Origin of the sequence: Oceanobacter kriegii DSM 6294 (assembly GCF_000422845.1) — a bacterium.
Taxonomy (GTDB): domain Bacteria; phylum Pseudomonadota; class Gammaproteobacteria; order Pseudomonadales; family Oceanobacteraceae; genus Oceanobacter; species Oceanobacter kriegii.
This window is the reverse complement of sequence record NZ_KE383931.1, coordinates 352,912-372,991: the sequence shown is the minus strand read 5'-3', so window position 1 is coordinate 372,991 and position 20,080 is coordinate 352,912. Positions and strand designations below refer to the sequence as shown.

Sequence of the window (20,080 nt, the reverse complement as noted above, 5' to 3'; positions counted from 1 at the left end):
AACTGTCGGGCCCAAGGGATCTCTTGCTGATTCTGATGACTGGCGATTGATTACTCCGGGTCGCTCGACTCATTTTGTTCGCAGTGTGTGGCCAGTACCTCGTAGTCCTGCGCAATGGCATTGAGCAAGTTGGGCGGAAGCTCGGCCAGCGTCAGCACGGTTTCATCCCTGTGCTGGTTAGTGCCAAGCACGTCCATGTAGTAAATCTCAACCTCGGAGGTTTCCTCTGGCAGATAGCTGCCGCTGAAGTGCAATCGGGCCGTCAGGTTGGACTGTGAGCCATTGGTGGCCGGGAAGTCCTTGATGTACTCCCAGAAACTGCCGTGGTCCATGGTAGTGCCACGGCGATAGCCGAGTTTTTCCATGATATTGCGAAGCTCGGTGTTCCAGGTTTTGAGGGCCCGGATTTTAAGGTGCTGGCTTTTAAGGCGATGGGCATGGTCTATTCGTTTGCCGCCGGACTGTTCCGGGCTGAGCCCTTGTGCCAGCAAGTCGGACAGTTGTAGTTGATCGAATAACGGCTTGATGCGGTAGTCCTTCAGATGAGCGCGCCAGCCGTCGATTTGATCGGCACTCAGCTGGGCGCCGCAGGCCAGACGAATCTGGCTATCAGCAGGCAGTTCCAGCTCGTCGTCATCGCTGTTGATGAAGGCGTCTTCCTCGGTGGGGCGGAAGCTGCGCCATTGGCCGTCGATCTGCACTTCCCAGATCAGCCGTTGCAGCAGGCGGTTCATCACCGGGTGTTGGTGCAGGAATTCCAGCCACTCGCTGACTGGCCAGTGACGTTCGTTAACCATGGCGTCATGCAGGCGCTGGCTTTGCTGGCTAATCACGGTGCTGATGTCTTTCTTGCAGGCGTTGAACCATTTGCGTACTTCGCCGACTTCGTCCTTGTTGTCGTCCTGACGTGGCTGCGGCAGGCTCTTGAGGACCTTGCCTTGCTCGTTGAGCAGTTGCAGTTTGAGGTCGTCGCTGAGTTGCAGCGCCAGAGTGCGGCTGCCATAGTCGAATTCGGTCGGGCCATGCAATTGTTCCAGACCGGCGGTCTGAATGGTGCGGTCGGCCAGCTCATCGCGGCTCCAGCCGTTCTGTTCGGCAATGGCATTGACCAATTCATTGGCTTCGGCCTGTACCGACTTGCTGCGGTAACGGCGCGAGATACCGAGCAGGAACTGGATCACCGCCGGCTCATTGAAGTGATAAATCACGTTCAGCAGCAGTCGGTCCTGAGCCAGTCGGGTCGGATGTTTTTTCAGGTAGTTTTGCACCAGTGGCAGCAGTTGCAGGCCATCGCCACGGCGGGTCAGCGCCAGCAGACCTTTCTCTTTGGTAGCGGTGCCCAACAAGACGCTGCGTTTTTGCTTATACAGGCGCTGATAGACGTCATCTAGGCTCAGTTTGGCCATGTCTTCAGCCCAGTCGTATTGCTGGCTCAATCTCTGGTAGCGGTTCCAGGTGTCCTGTTTTTCCGCTTCGGCGTACGCATGGGCATCTTCATGGCTGATGCAGGCCAGATCCTGAGAGATAAAGCTGTCGAGCATGAACCAGGCGAGTCGCTTCTGACTGTCGCTGTCGAGCAAATCCAGATACAGGTTCAGGATCGGGTTGCCTGCCGGGTCGGCAATTTTCACAGCCAGCACCGACCACCATTGCAGCAAGCGGGCAGGAACTTCGCTGCCATTGGCAAAGCGACAGACTGGCAGCTGCTCATACGGGAACCAGCTCATGTGCGCCGGGGCTGGTTTGGCCAGACCTTGCTCGGCGTCCTGTAGCAAGGCTTCCAGTGACATCCACGGTTGGATATCGGCAGCGCAGGCACGCAGGGCGTCAATCATCATGGCACGGGTAAACTGGTCCTTCTCCTTGTTGGCGGCCTGGGTCAGCGACTCAATGCTCTTTTCCCGGATCAGTGGGTCGGCACTCAGTTCGCGCAGCCAGTCCGCCGCTTGCTGGCGCACTGACTTGTCCTTGCTGGTCAGCATGCCGGTGATCAGCGCCAGCTCGATACCAAAATGACGGGCGGTCTGACGGGCGGGTTGGCGCAGGGTTTTGCGCGCGCCGGTGGCCAGCTCGTAGATCTTGAGCTTGTGTTCCGGCGGCAGCACTGGCAGCTCCCGGGTCAGCATCAGGCTATGGATCAGGTATTCCTGATGATTCCAGACGTAGCTGAAGGGGATGAATTCATCCAGCAGGATGTTCTCGATGTAATAGGGGTGCGCGACCAGGTAGGGCCAAAACGGCACCAGCCTGAAGATCTCGGGCAGTTGATCGCAGGGCTGATGGGTGCCCCACAGGGCGTCATGAAGCAGTTCGTCAATCGACAGCCCGGCGAGGTCATCCGGCAGCTGATCGAGCTGACGGAAGTCGCTCAAATCGCGCTTCAGCATCTTTAACACCGACTGGCCCCAGAGCCGGTAATTCCAGGCCCGACCGTCATTGCCGATGGCAATATGGCGCAGTCGCAGCCAGTGGATCAGGTGAATGTTCGGATCACTGTCGAGGCGTGCCTGTTGGGCTATGTCGTCAAACACGGCAGCCCACTCGCCCTGACCCGTAGCCAGATAATCGAGCTGCTGGCGAATAACCTCGGGAGTCAGTTCGCTGAGCTGTTGGTGTTTGTAACGGCGCTCGCCGATGTTGTAGTCCCGTGCTCCGGCCAGTGAGCGTTCTGACTTTTGCAAGCATTGATCAAGGGCATCCAGACACTGCTGATACCAGCTTTGTGGCACTGGAGCACGGCTCTGTAGTGGGGCTACAGCGGGTAGCTCTGGCGATGCCTGTGTTTGGGAAAGCAGGGTTTTGAGCTGTTTGATGCGCTCCAGTTCGGCCTTGATCTGGCGTTTAAGCTTGTTGTCAGTTTCCTGATTCAGCAAGCCTTGCAGCAGTGGTTCACGTTCTTCCAGCGTGGTGATCGAGCGGATTTTACTGAGGCCCAGCTGGCGATTGTCGCTGTTCAACAGCGTGTAATGCTGCTGCCAGAAATCACGTTTTTCGGCCTTGCTGAGCTTGCTCATGCTGGCTTCAATGGCGTCGTCGAGGTTGACATCATCATTCAGTGATAACGCCATCAGGCTGTTGGCGTGAGCCTGTTCGAGCTGGAATTCGTCGTTGATGATCAGACGACCGAGGGTTTCCCGTACACTGATATCCGCAGTCAGCATAAAACGACCATAATCCGGCTGCGCCAGCCGGTTGTCCCAATCGCTGTTACGGCGCAGATTCTTGATCATAACATGGCCAAACTTTTCGTAGCTGTGGGCGTCTCCCAATACCCAGGCGTCCAGCGTGTGACCCTGAGGGTCATCCGGTTGCAGAATCTCCAATAATGCACTGTGGTCGGGGTAATTCTGAACGCCGCTGCCCTGCTTGCGATTTCTTTGGGTATAGCGGTTATAGAGGTCGAGCAGATTGCCGCTCCAGCTTTCAATCGGTGTAGCGACATGTAAGTGCGACAGCTGGTCATCGCAGGCGTGGCACACCTGGCCCAGTCGGCGGGCGATATCTGGCTGAAGAGCCAGCGGCGAATTCATAAACCGCTGCATATGATCCTGTAGCTGCTTGATACTGGCCTTGTCAAAACCGGGAGGTGGCGTATCCAGCCGCACGCCGGGGCAGCAGTACTGGCGTGTTTCTCCCAGCTCCCCGATGGCATCGAGCACCTCGGCCTGTTGGCCATAGATAATAAAATCTACCGCCCGGGCGGCCAGCCCCGACCGATATTGCTCCATTACCTCACAAGCTTCGAGCAATGCCTGTATCGCTTCTTGATGAAGGGGGTCATCGGTATTTGATGAGGTGGTAGCGGTATTTGGTACTGGTGATGCTTTAGCGGGGTTCAGAGAGGTGGTCATGCCTGTCCTTATGGCGTTACTGACGAATGTTACCGGCTGGTGAAATTATCGTTATTTATGTTGTCTGTCAGTTTGGAAGTGGCATTGTGTGACTCAGGTTGTGTCAGCGCGGGGTAAACAAAAAACGGGCACATGGCCCGTTTCTTATCGTCAGACTTAAGCCGGAATAACTCAGCCTGCCAGTACAGAGTCCACCAGCGCCTTGGCGTCGGCTTCCAGCAGGTCTACATGTTCTTCGGATACGAAGCTTTCCAGGTAGATCTTGTAGACGTTTTCGGTACCGGAAGGACGTGCTGCGAACCAGCCGTTGGCGGTTTCCACTTTCAAACCACCAATCGGCGCGTTGTTGCCCGGTGCGTTGGTCAGAATGCGGGTGATGGCGTCGCCAGCCAGTGAATCGCCGTGTACGGCTTCCGGGCTCAGGCCTTTCAATACGGCTTTTTGCTCGGGTTCACACGGGACGTCGATGCGCTTGTAGTAAGGGCGGCCATAGCGAGCGACTTGTTCTTCGTACAAGGCTTGTGGGTCTTTGCCGGTGACGGCCAGAATTTCAGCGGCCAGCAACGACAGAATGATGCCGTCCTTGTCGGTGGACCATACGGTGCCGTCTTTGCGCAGGAAAGAAGCGCCAGCGCTTTCTTCGCCACCAAAGCCCATGTCGCCGTTGAACATGCCTTCCACATACCACTTGAAGCCAACCGGTACTTCACACAGCTCTCGGCCGAGGCCGTTGACCACGCGGTCGATCATGGCAGAGGACACCAGCGTCTTACCGAATTTGATGTCGTCTTTCCACTCGGCGCGGTGAGTGGCCAGGTACTCAATGGCAACGGCCAGATAGTGGTTCGGGTTCATCAGGCCAGTGGCTTTACAAACGATGCCGTGACGATCGTAATCAGGATCGTTACCGACGGAGATGTCGAACTGGTCCTTGATGGCCAGCAGGTTCTGCATGGCGTATGGGGAAGAGCAGTCCATACGGATGCGGCCGTCTTTATCCAGCGGCATAAAGCCGAAGGTTGGATCAACGTCTTCGTTTACCACGGTGATGTCGAGGTTGTACTTCTCGGCAATCGGCTTCCAGAAGTGCAAGCCGGAGCCGCCCATCGGGTCAACACCAATCTTGACACCGGCTTTGGCGATGGCTTCCATGTCGATCACGGAACCCAGGTCGTTGACGTAGTGGCTGATGTAGTCGAAGTCTTCCACCAATGGGCTGGCGTCGGCTTCTTCGGCCATGATCCATTCAACGCCATCAAGATCGTTTTCCAGAATCTCGTTGGCACGCTGGGCAACCCAGCCGGTGATGTCGGTATCTGCCGGGCCACCTTTGGCGGCGTTGTATTTGATGCCGCCGTCTTCCGGTGGGTTGTGGGACGGGGTGATCACAATGCCATCGGCCAGATCATCGTCGTCGGCATCGGCGTTGTGGGTCAGAATGGCGTGAGAAATCACCGGCGTTGGGGTGTAACCACCGCCGTCCTGAATGCGCACGCGAACGCCGTTGGCAACCAGCACTTCCACGGCGGTGCCAAAGGCGGCTTCAGACAATGCGTGGGTGTCTTTACCCAGGTACAGCGGGCCTTTAATGCCTGCATCGGCGCGGTATTCGGCAATGGCCTGACAAATAGCAGCAATGTGGTTTTCGTTGAAGGTGGTTTTCAAGGCAGAACCACGGTGACCAGAGGTGCCGAACTCGACCTTTTGGCCCGGGTTATCCAGAATTTCCGGTTGATTGCGATAGTAGGCTGCGACCAGCGCAGGCACGTTGACCAAAGCGTCACGTGGGGCGGTTTTACCGGCATCCGGGTGAATTGCCATGTGGGGTTCCTTGTTGTTCCATCGAATTGGCTCAATGCTGCGGGAAAGCGCTGCAGGTTTCAATTCCTCGCGGGGCGGAATACCAAAGTATCTTCGCGGCAAATTGTCAGTATGATTCAGCAATGACCCCATTTTACTGCTGAGGCACCGCTGAACATGGCCGAACTGCTGAAAAACCAATACGGGCTGGAAGTCCCCCAACAGCTGGCGCAGCAGTTACAGGCCGTCTGGCCAGCGTTTGATGCCGACGGCTTTATGCAGCGGGTGCAGTCACAGTATGAGTCCTTTGAGCTGATGGGCCGTGGTCGCTTTCTCGGTCAGTTGTTAGGCGAGTTTTTACCGAAGGATTTTCCTGCCGCTGTGGACGTCTTGCTGAAATCAGTCGGCGAGCCTCTGACCACCGACCGCAGCTTTTCGATGTCGGCGTTTTACTACCTGCCGCACACCTGCTTTGTTGCCGAATACGGGCTGGATTTTTTTGATGAATCCATGGCTGCTCAGTACGAGTTGACCCAGCGCTTTACCGCCGAATTCAGTATCCGGCCCTTTATTGAGCGCTACCCTGAGCAAACCCTGGCTTTGCTGGAGGAATGGGCTTCGGACGACAACTATCACGTACGTCGCTTGGTCTCCGAAGGCACCCGTCCGCGCCTGCCGTGGGGCAAACAGCTGAAAGGGTTTATGGCCGATCCAACGCCTGTTCTGGCGTTGCTCGAGGCATTAAAAGACGACCCGGAGCTGTACGTGCGTCGTTCGGTGGCGAACAACCTGAACGACATTGGCAAAGACAATCCTGAACGCCTAATAGAAGTGTGTTCACGCTGGATGACCGAAGCAGAAGCGTTGACGCCAGAGCTAAAAGCCAATCGTGAATGGCTGGTAAAACACGCGCTGCGAACAGCGGTTAAACGCTGTGACCCCGCTGCGTTGGCGGTACTGGGTTACGGAGCCGATAACGCGCTTGAGGCTCTGGGTGTGTCAGGCAGTTTGAGTGCTGCTGAGGCGCGTATGGGAGAGACGATAGAAGTACATGCTGAGCTGGCCTTGCCTGAGTCTGCAGGTGCTTCAGGTGCAGCCGAGTTGGCATTGATGGTCGACTTCAGAGTCCACTTTGTGAAAGCCAATGGCAGCACCTCCGCCAAGGTGTTCAAACTGAAAAAATTGACGTTGAAGGCAGGTGAGCAAGTGTCGCTGAGCAAAAAACTGTCGCTGGTAAAAATGAGCACCCGCACCTTGTATCCGGGCACACACAAGGTCGAGCTATTTGTGAATGGCCAGAGTTATCCGGTGGGGGAATTTGAGTTGGCGCTGTCCGAGGGATAGTTGAGGGTTGGTTATTTGACCTGAATCCCCATCCGGCGTTTCGCCCTGTGCGAGGCACCGTTGCGAATGGCCCATCGCAAGGTGTTGGCAATGCCGTTCATGCTGCGGTTAATGCCCCATTTTTTAGGCGCTGAAAAATGAATCCCCGCTTGCTGTTGGGCCCAGTCTGGCAACAGGTTCATGCCAGCGTAGGTCATCACCTTTCCTACGGGTACGGCTAACCGGCTGGGTGCCGGGGCGTTCAAGAGCAGTCGCTGCACTTCAGCCGTGCGTTCATCGAACACCAGTCCGGGGCGTTGTTGGTTAATCCATTCTTCAACCGCTTGTCGTGTCTTGGGTACGTTCGCCGCTCCGAGGTGTTCGGCTACTAAAGCGGTCTCTTCAAAATACCGATCCTGTTGCTCGCGGTTTAGCGGCTGGCTGCCGTAGCGTTGGAACGATTCCAGAAAACAATACACTTCGGCAACGTGTACCCAGGTCAGTAATTCCGGGTCGTTGGCAGAGTAAGTGCGGCCGTCCGGGTGAGTACCTGTCACCTGATCATGCAGGGATTTGACCCGTTCTATCAGGCGTTCAGCATCGGCTGTCGCCCCAAAGGTGGTGGCAGCAATAAATTGGCTGGTGCGACGCAGGCGGCCAAGCAGGTCATCACGGAAGTTGGAGTGATCCCAAACACCGGCCAACGCCAGTGGGTGCATCATTTGCAGCATCAGTGCGCCAATGCCGCCGCACAGCATGGCCGGGAAGTCGCAGTGCACCCGCCAGCAGATGGCGTCCGGGCCATAGAGGCCGGGGTCGCCGGGTGGGTTTTCGTAGTCGATGTTGTTTAACGCCAGGCCGCTGAGGCCACGAACCTGTTGTTCGATGCGTTTGCGAATCCATTCCAAGGTGGCTGATTCCGGTTGTTTTTATCGTTTTTGTTGTGGGAAGCAGCTTGCTGCCGATGGTGTTTTTTGTTGATGGGCACGAGTGCCCATCCTATTCTCCGCAATCACCCACATATAGGATGGGCGCTTGCGCCCATCACCTCACCTTGATGCGGTAGGCATAACTGTACAGCACCGGCACCACGCCCAGCGTCAGGATGGTGGCGAAGCCGAGGCCAAAGGCAATCACCACCGCCATGCTGCTGAAGAAAGGATCAAACAGCAGCGGCAGCATGCCCAGAATGGTAGTCAATGCCGCCATGGTCACCGGACGCAGACGACTGACCGAGGCTTCAAACAAGGCCTGATAGGGTTCCTTGCCATCGGCACTTTCAAGCTTGATCTGGTCGACCAGCACAATGCCGTTTTTCACAATCATGCCCGACAAACTCAGGAAGCCCAGCAGCGACATAAAGCCGAATTCCGCCCCCAGTAACAGCATGCCGGCGGTGACGCCAATAATCGCCAGAGGCACGCAGGCCCAGATCACCAGCGCCGCGCGAGCTTCGTTAAACAGCAGCACGGTGATGATGAACATAATCAGGTAGCCCATCGGCAGCGAGGCAAACACGTTGGCCTGGGCTTCGCTGGAAGACTCATACTCGCCGCCCCATTCCAGTGAATAACCGGTTGGCAGGTGCAGGGCTTCGATTTGTGGCCGCAGCTGCTGGAACAGGTCGTCGGCGGTCATGCCGGAAGCCATGGTCGGGTCGGCGTACACTTCGATGGTGCGTTTGCGGTCACGACGCATGATCAGTGGGTCTTCAAACACCACATCAAAGCTGTCGACCACTTGCTGGATCGGAATGTAACGGCTGAACACCGGGCTCCAGATTTGCAGGTCCATCAGGTTGTTGACGTTCAGGCGCTCGCTTTCCGGCGGCCGAATCAGAATCGGCATCAAGGTGGTGCCGTCGCGGTACAAGCCCACTTGCTTGCCGGTGAAGCTCATCAGCAGCAGGTCGTCGAGGTCTTGTTTGGCAATGCCGGCACGGCGGGCGGCATCGTCACGCAGGTGTGGGCGAATCACCTTCACTCTCTCGCGCCAGTTGTGGCGAATATTGGTTGCACCGGCTTGCTGGTGGAAGATGTCTTCAGCTTGCTCGGCCAGTTGCCTCAGCGCCATCTGATCCGGGCCGGCGAAACGGGCAACAATCTTGGCCTGTGGGCTTGGGCCAATTTGCAGCCGTTTGAACTTCACAAAGGCATTCGGCATGTCGGTGGCCGTGAACTGCTGTGCTTTGGCAATCATGGCTGGAATCATGTCACGCTGTTCGGTGCGTACTAGTACCTGAGCAAAGGCAGGGTATTCCTTTTCCACGGCGTAGGTCAGCATAAAGCGGGTTTCGCCGCGTCCTACGGTGGACGAGGTAAATTCAACGCCATCCTGTTGGAGCATCCAGTTTTCCAGCGTGCGGGCTTGCTGCTGGGTGGCCTTGATGTCGGTGCCTTCTGGCATCCAGATATCGACCAAAAAGATCGGCGTATTGGATGGCGGGAAGAACGATTGTTTTACCTGGCCAAAGCCAATCACTGCAACCACCATCAGCACCACCATTAACAGCATGGATACGCCTCGGTGGTGCAGCATCAGTTGCAGCATGCCACGGTAGGCGTTGTAGAGAGCGCCATGGTAAGGATCAGAGCTAGTGTTGTTTCCTGTGTTGCTATTTGCGGTGTTGTCGTCATCAGAGCTGTTGGCCGTTTGCTCACGAAACATCAGGTTGCACAGAAACGGCGTCAGCGTCAGTGCGGTGACCCAGCTCAGGAACAGCGAAATCAACAGCACCCAGAATAGTGAGCCGACAAACTCGCCGACGCTGTCGGGGGACAGGCCAATCGGCGCAAAGGCGGTGATGGCAATCACGGTGGCGCCTAGCAGCGGCCATTGGGTTTGCTTGACGATGTCCCAGGCGGCACGCACGCGGGTCTGGCCTTTTTGCAGTCCTACCATAATGCCTTCGGTGACCACCAAAGCGTTATCAACCAACATGCCAAGGGCAATGATCAGTGCGCCGAGGGAAATACGGTGCAGGTCGATGCCAAAGAACTTCATAGCAATAAAGGTGCCCAGAATCGTCAGCAGCAGCACTGAGCCAATGATGACCCCGGCACGCGCCCCCATAAATACGAACAGAATGCCGATCACAATGGCGACCGACATGGCCAGGTTCAGCACAAAGGCTTGCGAGGAATTATCCACTTCCACCGGTTGGTCGTAGATGGTGTGCAGTTCAATACCAACCGGGCGATTGCTGTCCATATCGGCCAGCTTGGCGCGCAGTCGTTCGCCCACTTCCACCACATTCACCTTGCCAGTGAAAGCGATGCCCAAACGCAACGATGGAATGGCCTGATAATTGGCCAAATGGGTCGGGTTTTCGGTCACACCGGAGCGGATGGTGGCAATGTCTTTCAGATAAATCAGTTTGTCGGAACCGGGTTCGCTCAATAGCAAATTCCCCAGTTCCTGAATGCTCTGGAATTCGCCGGTGGGGTGGATGCGAATGGATTCAGAGCCAATGCGAATACGGCCCGCGTTGCTGACGATGTTCTGGGCGCTTAACAGCTGATAGAGGCGGCTGACTGGAATGCCGAGGTTGTTCATCTGCTCATGGGAGATATCGATGAAGACTTGTTCGGTCTGGTCGCCAGCAATCTCAATATTGGAGATGCCGTTCAAGGTCATCAGCTCGCGCTTGAGGTAGTCGGCGTAGTCAGCCAGATCCTGATAGCTGTAGCCATCGCCAGTGATGGCCAGCAACACGCCGAATACATCGCCAAAGTTGTCGAGCACAATCGGGGCCGCAGACCCCGGTGGCAGCGACGAGGCTTCGTCGTTGACCTTGCGGCGCAGCTCATCCCAAATTTGAGGCAGTTGGTCGCCCTTGTAGCTGGATTTAACCTCCAGGTGAATTTGCGACAGCCCGGCTTTGGAAATGGAATCCACATGCTTGATGTACGCCAGCGACTGAATGGCACCTTCCAGCTTTGAGGTGACTTCTTCTTCCACCTGCAACGGCGACGCACCCGGATAGTAGGTGTACACCATGGCTTCCTTGATGGTGAATTGCGGGTCTTCAAGGCGGCCAAGGCCAAGGTAGCTGATGACGCCGCCCAGCAACAAAATAAGCAGCATCATCCAACTGGTGGTTTTGTGCTTGATGAAGTAGGTAGCGGCGTTGCCTGAGGCGCCTTCGGGCAGGCTGTTGCGGGCAGTTGTTTGAGTCGGTTCGCTCATCTTACAAACCCCGCTCCTGCTGCCATGGGCGTACGCTCATGCCGGCTTGGGCGGTGTTCACACCTGCCGCCAGAATGCGATCTCCGGCCTCCAGACCAGAAACCACTTCAATGCCTGCCTGGGTGATCTTGCCGGTAACGATCTCGCGCAGTTCCAGCTGATTGCTGCTATTCACCAGCCAGACGCTGGCTTGCTGTGAGCCTTCCTGCTGTTGGGCAGACTGAAAGACCGCTTCAACCGGAATCACCAAAGCCTTGCTGCTGACCGACAGCACCTTGCTGAGATCGGCGTAGACGCTGGCCGACATGCCGGGCAGTGGGTTCAGGCCTTCGGGGCGAGGCAACTGCAGTTGAATTTGATAACTGCCGGTGGCCGGGTCGGCTTCGGTGTTGTGCTGTTTATAAGCGGCGTCAAAGCGCTGGCCGGGCAGGGCATCGAATTCGACTTCCGGGTGGTATTGATTGTCAGATCGGCTTAGCTGAATCATCAGCTGCTCCGGCACCTGAATCACCACCACCAGTTGGCCCCTGGCCTGTAGCTTCAGAATGGGGGTGCCTGCGGCAACCGACTGATGGTTGTCGGAGTATTTATCCGCAACGATGCCTGCAAATGGTGCTTTGAGGGTGGTGTAGGAAAGATCAGTGGTGGCACTGTCGTAAGCGGCCTTGGCGATATCCAGCTCGGCTTTTGACTGGTCGTATTGGGCGCGGGATACCTGATTTTTCTGGTAGAGGTTGTCGATACGATCAAACTGCGAGCTGGCCAGCTGATAGCGGGCCTGACGTTCGTTAACCGCCAGCTGGTAATCCGACGGGTCCAGTGTGGCGAGTACCGCGCCTTTGGCCACTTGCTGACCGGCTAACGCTGGTAAGGTTTGCAGTTCACCGGGAACCCGGAAGGCCAGCTGTACTTCCTCTGCGGCCGCTACTTTGCCTGGAAAGCGGCGCAACAAGGCATCGGCGCCAGAGCTGACCTCGACAATGCGGGCCGGGCGCGGCGTGTCAGTAATGGCTGCCGGGGCGTCAGCCTGCTCTGAACCACAGCCGCTCAACAGCAGCATGGGTAGAAACAGGGCAGTAAGCAGGGTGCTGGTCGGGATAGCAGGGAATCGCAATGGGCCAGTCATAAGGAATCTCTTGATCGTCAGAAGGGTACTGATGGGCGGGCATCAGCAGCGGCTGTCCATAGAAGAATAATAATTTACAAATTGTAATTTTAAGGGCGTGTGATGCCAAGCCTGTTTCTTTTCAGGCGCGTCGTTACCAGTCAGACCTGTCGTTATCGTTCAGGCGAATCGTGACAGGCTAGGTCAATTCTGCTGCCAATCGCTCAGCAACTGTTGCAGATACCCCGGCAGCACCTCGCCCGCTGGGCCGTACAGTTGTTCGGCAAAATTATCCCTCACCTGACTGGGCTCCAGATTGATCTCTATCGTATGTGCGCCAGCATTGTTGGCCACTTCGACAAAGCCTGCCGCAGGGTATACATGGCCCGAGGTCCCGATGCTGATAAACAGGTCACAGGTATCGAGTGCACGATAAATCTCGTCCATAAACAGAGGCATCTCGCCAAACCAGACGATGTGTGGACGCAGGTTAGGCTCGTTACAACATTCGCAAAGGCTGTCTTCCAGAATATCGCCACTGTGAGGATAGATGGTGTGGGTTCGGCTGCAACGTACCTTTCTCAATTCGCCGTGCATGTGAAGCAGGTTTTGGCTGTTGGCGCGTTCGTGCAGGTCGTCGACGTTCTGTGTCACCAGCAGGAACTCGCCGGGCCAGGCGGCTTCAAATTCAGCAAGGGCCTGGTGGCCTTTATTGCAGCCCACATCGTTCAGCTGTGCCCGACGGGCATTGTAAAAGCGCTGCACCAGCGCCGGGTCGCGCAGAAAGGCTTCCGGGGTGGCGACGTCTTCCAGCCGGTGGTTTTCCCACAGGCCGTCGTTGTCGCGGAAGGTTCGGACACCGGATTCGGCCGAAATACCCGCGCCGGTCAATACCACAATGCGGGGAGCGGAACGGGAAGTACTGCCTGCTTGCCCGAAATCCGAAGGCTTGATGCTCATAGCGATGATCCTGAGTGAGATGCCTCTTCTATGTAACCATGTTTGGCAGGAATTTCGACCTCCTTCTGGGCCATGAAGAGAAAAAGGCTAAAAAGAGCATGTACCGCTTGACGATAGTTTCACAGTTTTTTCCTTTTTGTTTCATTTTAAATAAAGATGAATATTCTGCTTAAGGCGTTTTTTTAAGTTAAACGCTCCTTCAGTAATTGCATCGCCAACGTATAATTTTGAAAGTTCGCCCGCCAGAAGCAAAACCCGCTTCTGGCACTGGTAAAGAAGTACCGAATCTGAGGATTTTCAATGTTCTATCGCGACACTTGGGTAGAGGTCGATCTCGACCGTATCGCCCACAACGTCAGCAGCATCAAACGTCATAGTGGCTACCAGCAATTGTTTGCTGTGGTGAAGGCCAATGCCTATGGTCATGGCGATGTTGAAGTGGCGCGAGCGGCGTTGGAAGCCGGAGCCACGCACTTGTCGGTGGCGTTTCTGGACGAAGCGCTGAAACTGCGCCGTTCAATCAAAAACGTACCGATTCTGGTGATGGGGCCAATCCGCCCATCTGATGCTGCGGTGGCGGCCGACAACCAGATTGACGTAACCGCCCACACGCTGGACTGGATTCAACAGATTGCCGGTTATCAGGGTGCCACTCTGAATGTGCACCTGAAAATGGACAGCGGCATGCACCGCATCGGCATGAGCTCTGCGACCGAATTGCAGGAAGCCTGTCGACTGCTGCAGCTGAACCGTTCGGTGAAACTGACCGGTATCTTTACTCACTTTGCCACCGCTGATTGCGATGCCGACTACTACCAGCAACAGCTGGCCAACGTCGACGAGATGACCGCCACCATCGACATGAGCCAGTTTGAGCTGGTGCACGAGTCCAATAGCGCGGCGTTGCTGCACCACAGTCAGCAGCCGCATACCAATTGCGGTCGTCTGGGCATTGCCATGTACGGTCTGGCTCCGGGCGATGTATTCGATATGCCGGTTGAACTGCAGCAGGCGATGTCGCTGCACAGCCGCATCACCCAGGTGAAGACCCTCAAGAAGGGCGAGAAACTGGGCTATGGCGTAACCTTCGAAGCCAGCGAAGATACTCGCATTGGCACCATTGCCATTGGTTATGCCGATGGTTGGTTGCGTTACCACCAAAATCGACCTGTACAAATCAACGGCAACACCTTCAAAGTGGTGGGGCGGGTTTGTATGGATCAATGCATGGTCACCATTGACGATAGCGTCAAGGTGGGTGACCGCGTCGATTTGCTAAACGATCAGTGCACCATTGATATGGCTGCCAACGACCTCAACACCATCAACTACGAAATCGTTTGTTCCATCTCCGATCGTATCCCGCGCGTGTACAAGCACGGTGGCCAGGTGGTTGGCGAACGCAATGATCGTTTCAGATAACAGGGTTAGTGATATGAATTTGAAGACTTTATCTCCGGTAGAACTGCGTCACCTGATTCGCTCTGGTGAACACACCAGCAACACCTCTGGTCTGGCGCAGGGCTTTGTTCAGTGCAACCTGGCGATTTTGCCAGCAGATTGGGCTGATGATTTTCTGAAATTCTGTCAGCTGAACCCGAAGCCATGTCCGCTGGTGGGCATTTCAGCCAACCCGGGCGACCTGGTGATTCGTGATCTGGCCGAAGACATGGACATCCGTAAGGACGTACCGAAATACCGCATCTTCAAGGACGGCGTGTTCGTTGAAGAAGTGACTGACATTACCGAACACTGGCGCGACGACCTGGTGATTTTTGCACTGGGTTGTTCGTTCTCGTTCGAAGAGGCGCTGCTGGCCGACGGTCTGGACGTTCGCAACATCTCTGAAGGTGTGAACGTGCCTATGTACCGCACCAACATCGAGTGCAAGCCTGCCGGTCGTTACTCTGGCACCAACGTGGTGTCCATGCGTCCGATGAAGCCTGCTGATGCCATCCGTGCGATTCAAATTTGCTCCCGCTTCCCGTCCGTTCACGGTGCTCCGGTGCACTTTGGTGATCCTGCTGCCATTGGCATCAAGGACATCAACACCCCGGACTTTGGCGATGCCGTGACCATCCGTGAAGGCGAAGTGCCTGTGTTCTGGGCCTGTGGCGTGACGCCTCAGGTTGCGCTGGAGCAGGCCAAGCCATCTTTCTGCATTACCCACAGCCCGGGTCACATGCTGATTTCCGACGTGCCTAACAGCCGTCTGTCCATTCTGTAAGCTGAGCGGGAGTAAACGATGAAACTGAATTGTGATCTCGGCGAAAGCTTCGGTTCCTGGAAAATGGGCATGGACGACGCTGTCATGCCATTTATCGACCAGGCCAACGTTGCCTGTGGTTTTCACGCCGGTGACCCGGTAGTGATGCAGCGCACGCTGGAACTGGCCAAAGCACATGGCGTGGAAGTGGGTGCTCACCCGGCCTACCCGGACCTGCAAGGTTTTGGTCGTCGTTCCATGAACTGCAGCGCCAAAGAGATTGTGGCGTTTGTGCAGTATCAGGTAGCTGCGCTGGACGGCATGGCCAAAGGTCAGGGCATTGATATCCAGTACGTCAAACCACACGGTGCGCTGTACAACGACATGATGGCCAAGGCTGATGTTCGTGCTGCCATCATGCAGGCGATTGCGACTTACCATCGTCCAATCAAGCTGATGCTGCAAGCCACGCCACAAAGTGCAGAGATTCGTGAAGAAGCCAAGGCGGCGGGCATTGAAGTGCTGTTTGAAGCCTTCGCTGACCGTTGTTACGACGACGACGGTAAGTTGCTGTCCCGTACCAAGCCGGGTGCTGTTCACACTCGCGAAAAGATGCTGGCGCAGGTTAAGCAACTGAACGAGCAGGGCACCCTGACTACCGTTAGCGGCCACACTCTGAACATCGACGCCGATACCTTGTGTGTGCACGGTGACAACGCCGAGGGCGTCGCCGCGATCGAAGAAATCCGTAAGGTCGTCTATTCCGGCCAGCAGGCGTAAGGACAGCGGATGAGAATTGAAGTAGCGGGCGAAAACGCCCTGATCATCTACGTTGGTGAGCACGGCGAAGCCGGTGTCGCCAACCGCGTTGAGCAGATTACCCGTTTGTTGCGTCAGCAGCTGGGCGCCGATCTGATCGATCTGGTGCCTTCTTACGCCAGCGTGCTGGTGGTGTTCGATATGTTCCGTTGCGATCACCTGAAAGTGCGCAACGCCATTCGCGACGTCGAGCCACTGCTGACTGACGATGCGTCTGCGGAAGGTCGCATTGTGACTCTGCCGGTGTACTACGGCCCGGAAGTGGGCGTTGATCTTGAAGATCTGGCTCGCAACGCTGACCTGACCACCGACGAAGTGATCGACATCCACCGCAACGGCGAATACCGCGTCTACGCCATCGGCTTTGCGCCGGGCTTCGCTTATCTGGGCGACGTTGACCCGCGTATTGCTGCGCCGCGTTTGTCGACACCACGCCAGAAAGTCCCACGTGGTGCGGTGGCCATTGCTGACCGTCAGACCGCTATTTACCCGGCGGTATCGCCGGGTGGATGGAACCTGATTGGCCGTTGTCCGACCCGTATGTTCAACCCGGATCAAGAGCCAACCATGCCGGTACAGGTGGGCGATATTGTGAAATTCGATGCCATCTCCCGTGATGAATTCCTGGCACTGGGAGGTTCTCTGGATGACTGATCAAGCTGCGAACAAACAAGGCTTTAAAGTTGTACAGCCTGGCCTGATGACCCTGATTCAGGACGCTGGCCGTTACGGTCAGCACGGCATTGGCCTGACTGTGGGCGGTCCGCTGGACGGCGAAGCCTTCCGTTGGGCCAACCGTCTGGTTGGTAACGACGTCAACGCCACCGCGCTGGAAGCCAGCTTTGGTGGTTTGGTGCTGCAGGCGCAGGTGGATTCTGCCATTGCCCTGACTGGCGCTGAAACGCCGCTGACGATTAATGGCCAGCCGAAAGACCAGTGGCGCACTCATGCCGTGAAAGCTGGTGACGAAATCAAGCTGGGCTTTTCGACCAGCGGTTGTCGCGCCTATCTGGCAGTCGTCGGTGGCTTTGATATTCCACACAGCTTCGGCAGTGCGGCCACCGTGGCCCGTGAGAAAGTCGGTGGTTTGAAAGGTGACAAGCTGGCGGCTGGTGATGTGCTGGCAGCCAGCGCAGTGAAAGAGGTTGAGCTGAAGCTGCTGCCGGAATGGGAACGTCCTGATTACAGCGCCGACGTCAGCCTGCGTGTGATTCTGGGTTACCAGCAGGCGGCCTTTACTGAATTGCAGGTGGCACGTTTCCTCAGCAGTGAATACACCACCACCGACCGTTCAGACCGGATGGGCTATCGTTTGGAAGGGCCGGAGGTCAAGCCATCCATCGACGGCATTCTGTCGGAAGGCATTTGCCACGGTGCCATTCAGGTACCGGCCGACGGCCAGCCGATTGTGCTGTTGAACGACCGTCAGACCATTGGTGGCTATCCGAAGATCGGCTCTGTGCTGTCTCTGGACACCGGCCGTCTGGCGCAACTGACACCTGGCTCCAAAGTGCGCTTTGAAGCCATCAACATCGACGAAGCGCACAACATTCATATGCTGTCGCGCTACCGTGAAAACGCAACCCGGATGGTGCGTGGTTAATCCCGCACCCTCTGATGCTTGTTAGAGAACTTCCCTATGACACTGACTTCAACGCCCATTCGTGCAGAACACACTCTGGCTGGCGCCATTGAACTGAGTGCCCGCATTGAAGACCTGCTGGTCGCCCGCAATCCGCGCGGCATGCAAACTGTGCAGGCTTCCATGCTGAAAGGCTACGTGCTGCGTGCTGCCATGATGATGCAGCAATGCGACGGCACGGTACTGATTGGTACTGGTTTCCCGGTTGCCGGTACGTTTGAAACCGATGGCCCGGTCGGCGCAATTTCCCTGTATCGCGGCCTCGAAGCACTGGGTGCCAAGCCGGTACTGGTGTGTGGCGACCCACTGGCGTCCGCCATTGAAGCCGACTACCGCGTTGAAAAACTGCCGGTTGGCCCGGCCAGCCAGGAAGAGCGTTGCGCCAAGGCGGCTGAAGTGCTGGAGAAGCACCAGCCACAGCTGGTGATCTCCATCGAGCGTCCAGGACAAGCCGCTGACCACGGTTATTACAACATGCGTGGTGAATCCATTTCCGCCGGTGCCGCAAGCTTCGACGAAATCATGCAAATGGCCGGTTGTCCGACTGTGGCGGTAGGCGACGGTGGTAACGAAATCGGCATGGGCAACGTTGGCCCGGCGTTGCGCAGTCTGGATATTACCCCAGCCCTTACCCGTTGTGGCGAGCTGGTCGTGGCTGACGTTTCCAACTGGGGCGGCCATGGCTTGATTGCCATGCTGGGCTGGCTGGTTGGTAAGGATTTGCTGGCCGATTTCGACAACCTGGCGGTGCTGCAGTACTGCTCCGAGCACGGCAGCGTGGATGGCGTAACCCGTGAAAACACCCTGACCGAAGACAGCCTGCCAGCGGAAGACGGCATTGAAATGCTGAAGCAATTGCGCCAGCTGACCGGTTTTATCAACGCCTGATGTGACGGCTGATTTAACCCGGCGGTAACGAATTACGACTGAATTATCATTGAAAAGAGAGGGCTGGCGGTTCGCAATAGCAAAGAGTCGACTGCCAAATCCTCCGCACTACTGGAGAAAGAGATGAGCATTGTTTATCTGAACGGCGATTACATGCCGATGGAAGAAGCCAAGATTTCACCGATGGACCGCGGTTTCCTGTTCGGTGACGGTATCTACGAAGTGATCCCGTCCTACGACGGCAAGCTGGTTGGCTTTGGCCCGCACATCGATCGTATGAACGAAGGCATGGGTTTCATCGACATCAAGCTGGACTACTCCCACGACCAATGGCGTGAAGTATGTGAAGCGCTGATCGAGAAGAACGGCGGCGGTAACCTGGGTATCTACCTGCACGTTTCCCGTGGTGCAGACAGCAAGCGTTTCCACGCTTACCCGGCCGACATCCAGCCTACCGTTTACGCTTTCGCGTTCGAAATCCCGGCTGCTCCAGTAGCTGATAAAGCCAAAGCCAAGGCTTACAAAGTATCCAGCACTGAAGACCTGCGCTGGAAGCGTTGCAACATCAAGTCCACTGCACTGCTGGGCAACGTGATGCACTTCCAACAGGGTTTTGCTTCCGGCAACAACGAAATTATCCTGTACAACGCCAACGGCGAAATGACCGAAGGCAGCGCATGCAACGCTTACATCGTGAAAGACGGCGTAGTGATCACTCCACCACTGGACAACCAGATCCTGCCGGGTATCACCCGCCTGATGCTGCTGGACATCCTGGCCAAAGACGGTTCCATCAAGGTGGAAGAGCGTACTGTGACCATGGAAGAAGTACGTAACGCCGATGAAATCTGGCTGACCAGCTCTTCCAAGGAAATTGCTCCAGTGGTTGAACTGGACGGCAAGCCAGTAGGCACTGGTGAAGTTGGCGACGTGTGGGTGGCAGCCCAGACTCTGTACAGCGCTGGCAAGCACAACTACTGAGTTGTGGCAGACGCCTGCAATGGCTGTCGGATGGCGCAAGCTTATCCGCCCTACAGGCAGGCGTTTGAGTCGTAATGAGTAGTACGGAAAGTGGTTGAGGTGAACACCGCCAAGGGGTGATGCAGGCCCAGGGTGGTGTTGATCAGAACCAGAAAAAACGCCCGTCGGAGTGATCCGGCGGGCGTTTTTTTATTGATCGACATGCAGAGTGGCACCTGGTCTGTGGGAGGTAGCTTGCTGCCGATGGTTTGTGTTTATCGAGAGCAAGCTCTCTCCCACAATTTTCTATCAGACTCCAGACTCCAGACTCCAGACTC

At 56.3% G+C, this 20,080-nt stretch carries 15 protein-coding genes; 8 read left to right on the top strand and 7 right to left on the bottom strand.

The genetic code is table 11. The features are described 5' to 3' along the window. Nucleotides 1-50: 50 nt before the first annotated feature. Nucleotides 51-3,851, bottom strand: a complete 3,801-nt coding sequence (locus tag G516_RS0115045; RefSeq protein ID WP_084645096.1) for a DUF4132 domain-containing protein — start codon at nucleotides 3,849-3,851, stop codon at nucleotides 51-53. A 171-nt stretch (nucleotides 3,852-4,022) separates the two neighbouring features. After that, on the bottom strand, nucleotides 4,023-5,672 hold the full coding sequence (gene pgm / locus G516_RS0115040; RefSeq protein ID WP_028294334.1) for a phosphoglucomutase (alpha-D-glucose-1,6-bisphosphate-dependent): 1,650 nt from the start codon (nucleotides 5,670-5,672) through the stop codon (nucleotides 4,023-4,025). 156 nt (nucleotides 5,673-5,828) lie between these two features. Here pgm and G516_RS0115035 point away from each other — a divergent pair, with 156 nt between their 5' ends. After that, complete coding sequence (locus tag G516_RS0115035) at nucleotides 5,829-6,995, top strand: DNA alkylation repair protein (RefSeq protein WP_028294333.1); 1,167 nt, start codon at nucleotides 5,829-5,831, stop codon at nucleotides 6,993-6,995. A gap of 11 nt (nucleotides 6,996-7,006) precedes the next feature. Here G516_RS0115035 and G516_RS0115030 read toward each other — a convergent pair whose 3' ends face one another. From G516_RS0115030 to cobB, 4 genes are all read right to left on the bottom strand, one after another. Further along, nucleotides 7,007-7,882, bottom strand: a complete 876-nt coding sequence (locus G516_RS0115030) for an oxygenase MpaB family protein (protein ID WP_028294332.1) — start codon at nucleotides 7,880-7,882, stop codon at nucleotides 7,007-7,009. Nucleotides 7,883-8,018: 136 nt separating this feature from the next. Beyond that, the gene (locus G516_RS0115025) at nucleotides 8,019-11,162 is read right to left on the bottom strand and encodes an efflux RND transporter permease subunit (RefSeq protein WP_084645095.1); all 3,144 of its coding nucleotides are present in this window, start codon (nucleotides 11,160-11,162) and stop codon (nucleotides 8,019-8,021) included. A 1-nt stretch (nucleotide 11,163) separates the two neighbouring features. After that, the gene (locus G516_RS0115020; RefSeq protein WP_051219479.1) at nucleotides 11,164-12,288 is read right to left on the bottom strand and encodes an efflux RND transporter periplasmic adaptor subunit; all 1,125 of its coding nucleotides are present in this window, start codon (nucleotides 12,286-12,288) and stop codon (nucleotides 11,164-11,166) included. Nucleotides 12,289-12,471: 183 nt separating this feature from the next. After that, nucleotides 12,472-13,227, bottom strand: a complete 756-nt coding sequence (cobB, locus tag G516_RS0115015; RefSeq protein WP_051219478.1) for a Sir2 family NAD+-dependent deacetylase — start codon at nucleotides 13,225-13,227, stop codon at nucleotides 12,472-12,474. Nucleotides 13,228-13,527: 300 nt separating this feature from the next. Here cobB and alr point away from each other — a divergent pair, with 300 nt between their 5' ends. The 7 genes from alr (at nucleotide 13,528) to G516_RS0114980 (ending at nucleotide 19,763) form a co-directional block, all read left to right on the top strand. Beyond that, entirely contained in the window at nucleotides 13,528-14,649 is a 1,122-nt protein-coding gene (gene alr, locus G516_RS0115010; RefSeq protein WP_028294328.1) for an alanine racemase, read from the top strand. Nucleotides 14,650-14,662: 13 nt separating this feature from the next. After that, complete coding sequence (locus tag G516_RS0115005) at nucleotides 14,663-15,454, top strand: putative hydro-lyase (protein ID WP_028294327.1); 792 nt, start codon at nucleotides 14,663-14,665, stop codon at nucleotides 15,452-15,454. A gap of 18 nt (nucleotides 15,455-15,472) precedes the next feature. Next, nucleotides 15,473-16,213 carry a 5-oxoprolinase subunit PxpA gene (locus tag G516_RS0115000; RefSeq protein ID WP_028294326.1) on the top strand — a complete coding sequence of 247 codons (741 nt, stop codon included), beginning with the start codon at nucleotides 15,473-15,475 and terminating at the stop codon, nucleotides 16,211-16,213. A gap of 9 nt (nucleotides 16,214-16,222) precedes the next feature. Then, nucleotides 16,223-16,906, top strand: coding sequence for a 5-oxoprolinase subunit PxpB (gene pxpB, locus G516_RS0114995; protein ID WP_028294325.1), 684 nt, complete (start codon nucleotides 16,223-16,225; stop codon nucleotides 16,904-16,906). Further along, nucleotides 16,899-17,855: a 5-oxoprolinase subunit C family protein gene (locus tag G516_RS0114990; RefSeq protein ID WP_028294324.1), complete on the top strand. Its 957-nt coding sequence runs from the start codon at nucleotides 16,899-16,901 to the stop codon at nucleotides 17,853-17,855. The genes pxpB and G516_RS0114990 overlap by 8 nt, the downstream gene beginning before the upstream one ends. Before the next feature lie 36 nt (nucleotides 17,856-17,891). Further along, nucleotides 17,892-18,782 (top strand): DUF4392 domain-containing protein, encoded by an 891-nt coding sequence (locus G516_RS0114985; RefSeq protein ID WP_051219477.1) that lies wholly within the window; start codon nucleotides 17,892-17,894, stop codon nucleotides 18,780-18,782. Nucleotides 18,783-18,905: 123 nt separating this feature from the next. Continuing rightward, nucleotides 18,906-19,763 carry a D-amino acid aminotransferase gene (locus G516_RS0114980; protein WP_028294322.1) on the top strand — a complete coding sequence of 286 codons (858 nt, stop codon included), beginning with the start codon at nucleotides 18,906-18,908 and terminating at the stop codon, nucleotides 19,761-19,763. A 50-nt stretch (nucleotides 19,764-19,813) separates the two neighbouring features. Here the strand turns inward: G516_RS0114980 and G516_RS24765 are convergent, their stop codons facing one another. Next, complete coding sequence (locus G516_RS24765; protein WP_156879057.1) at nucleotides 19,814-19,966, bottom strand: hypothetical protein; 153 nt, start codon at nucleotides 19,964-19,966, stop codon at nucleotides 19,814-19,816. Nucleotides 19,967-20,080 lie beyond the last annotated feature (114 nt).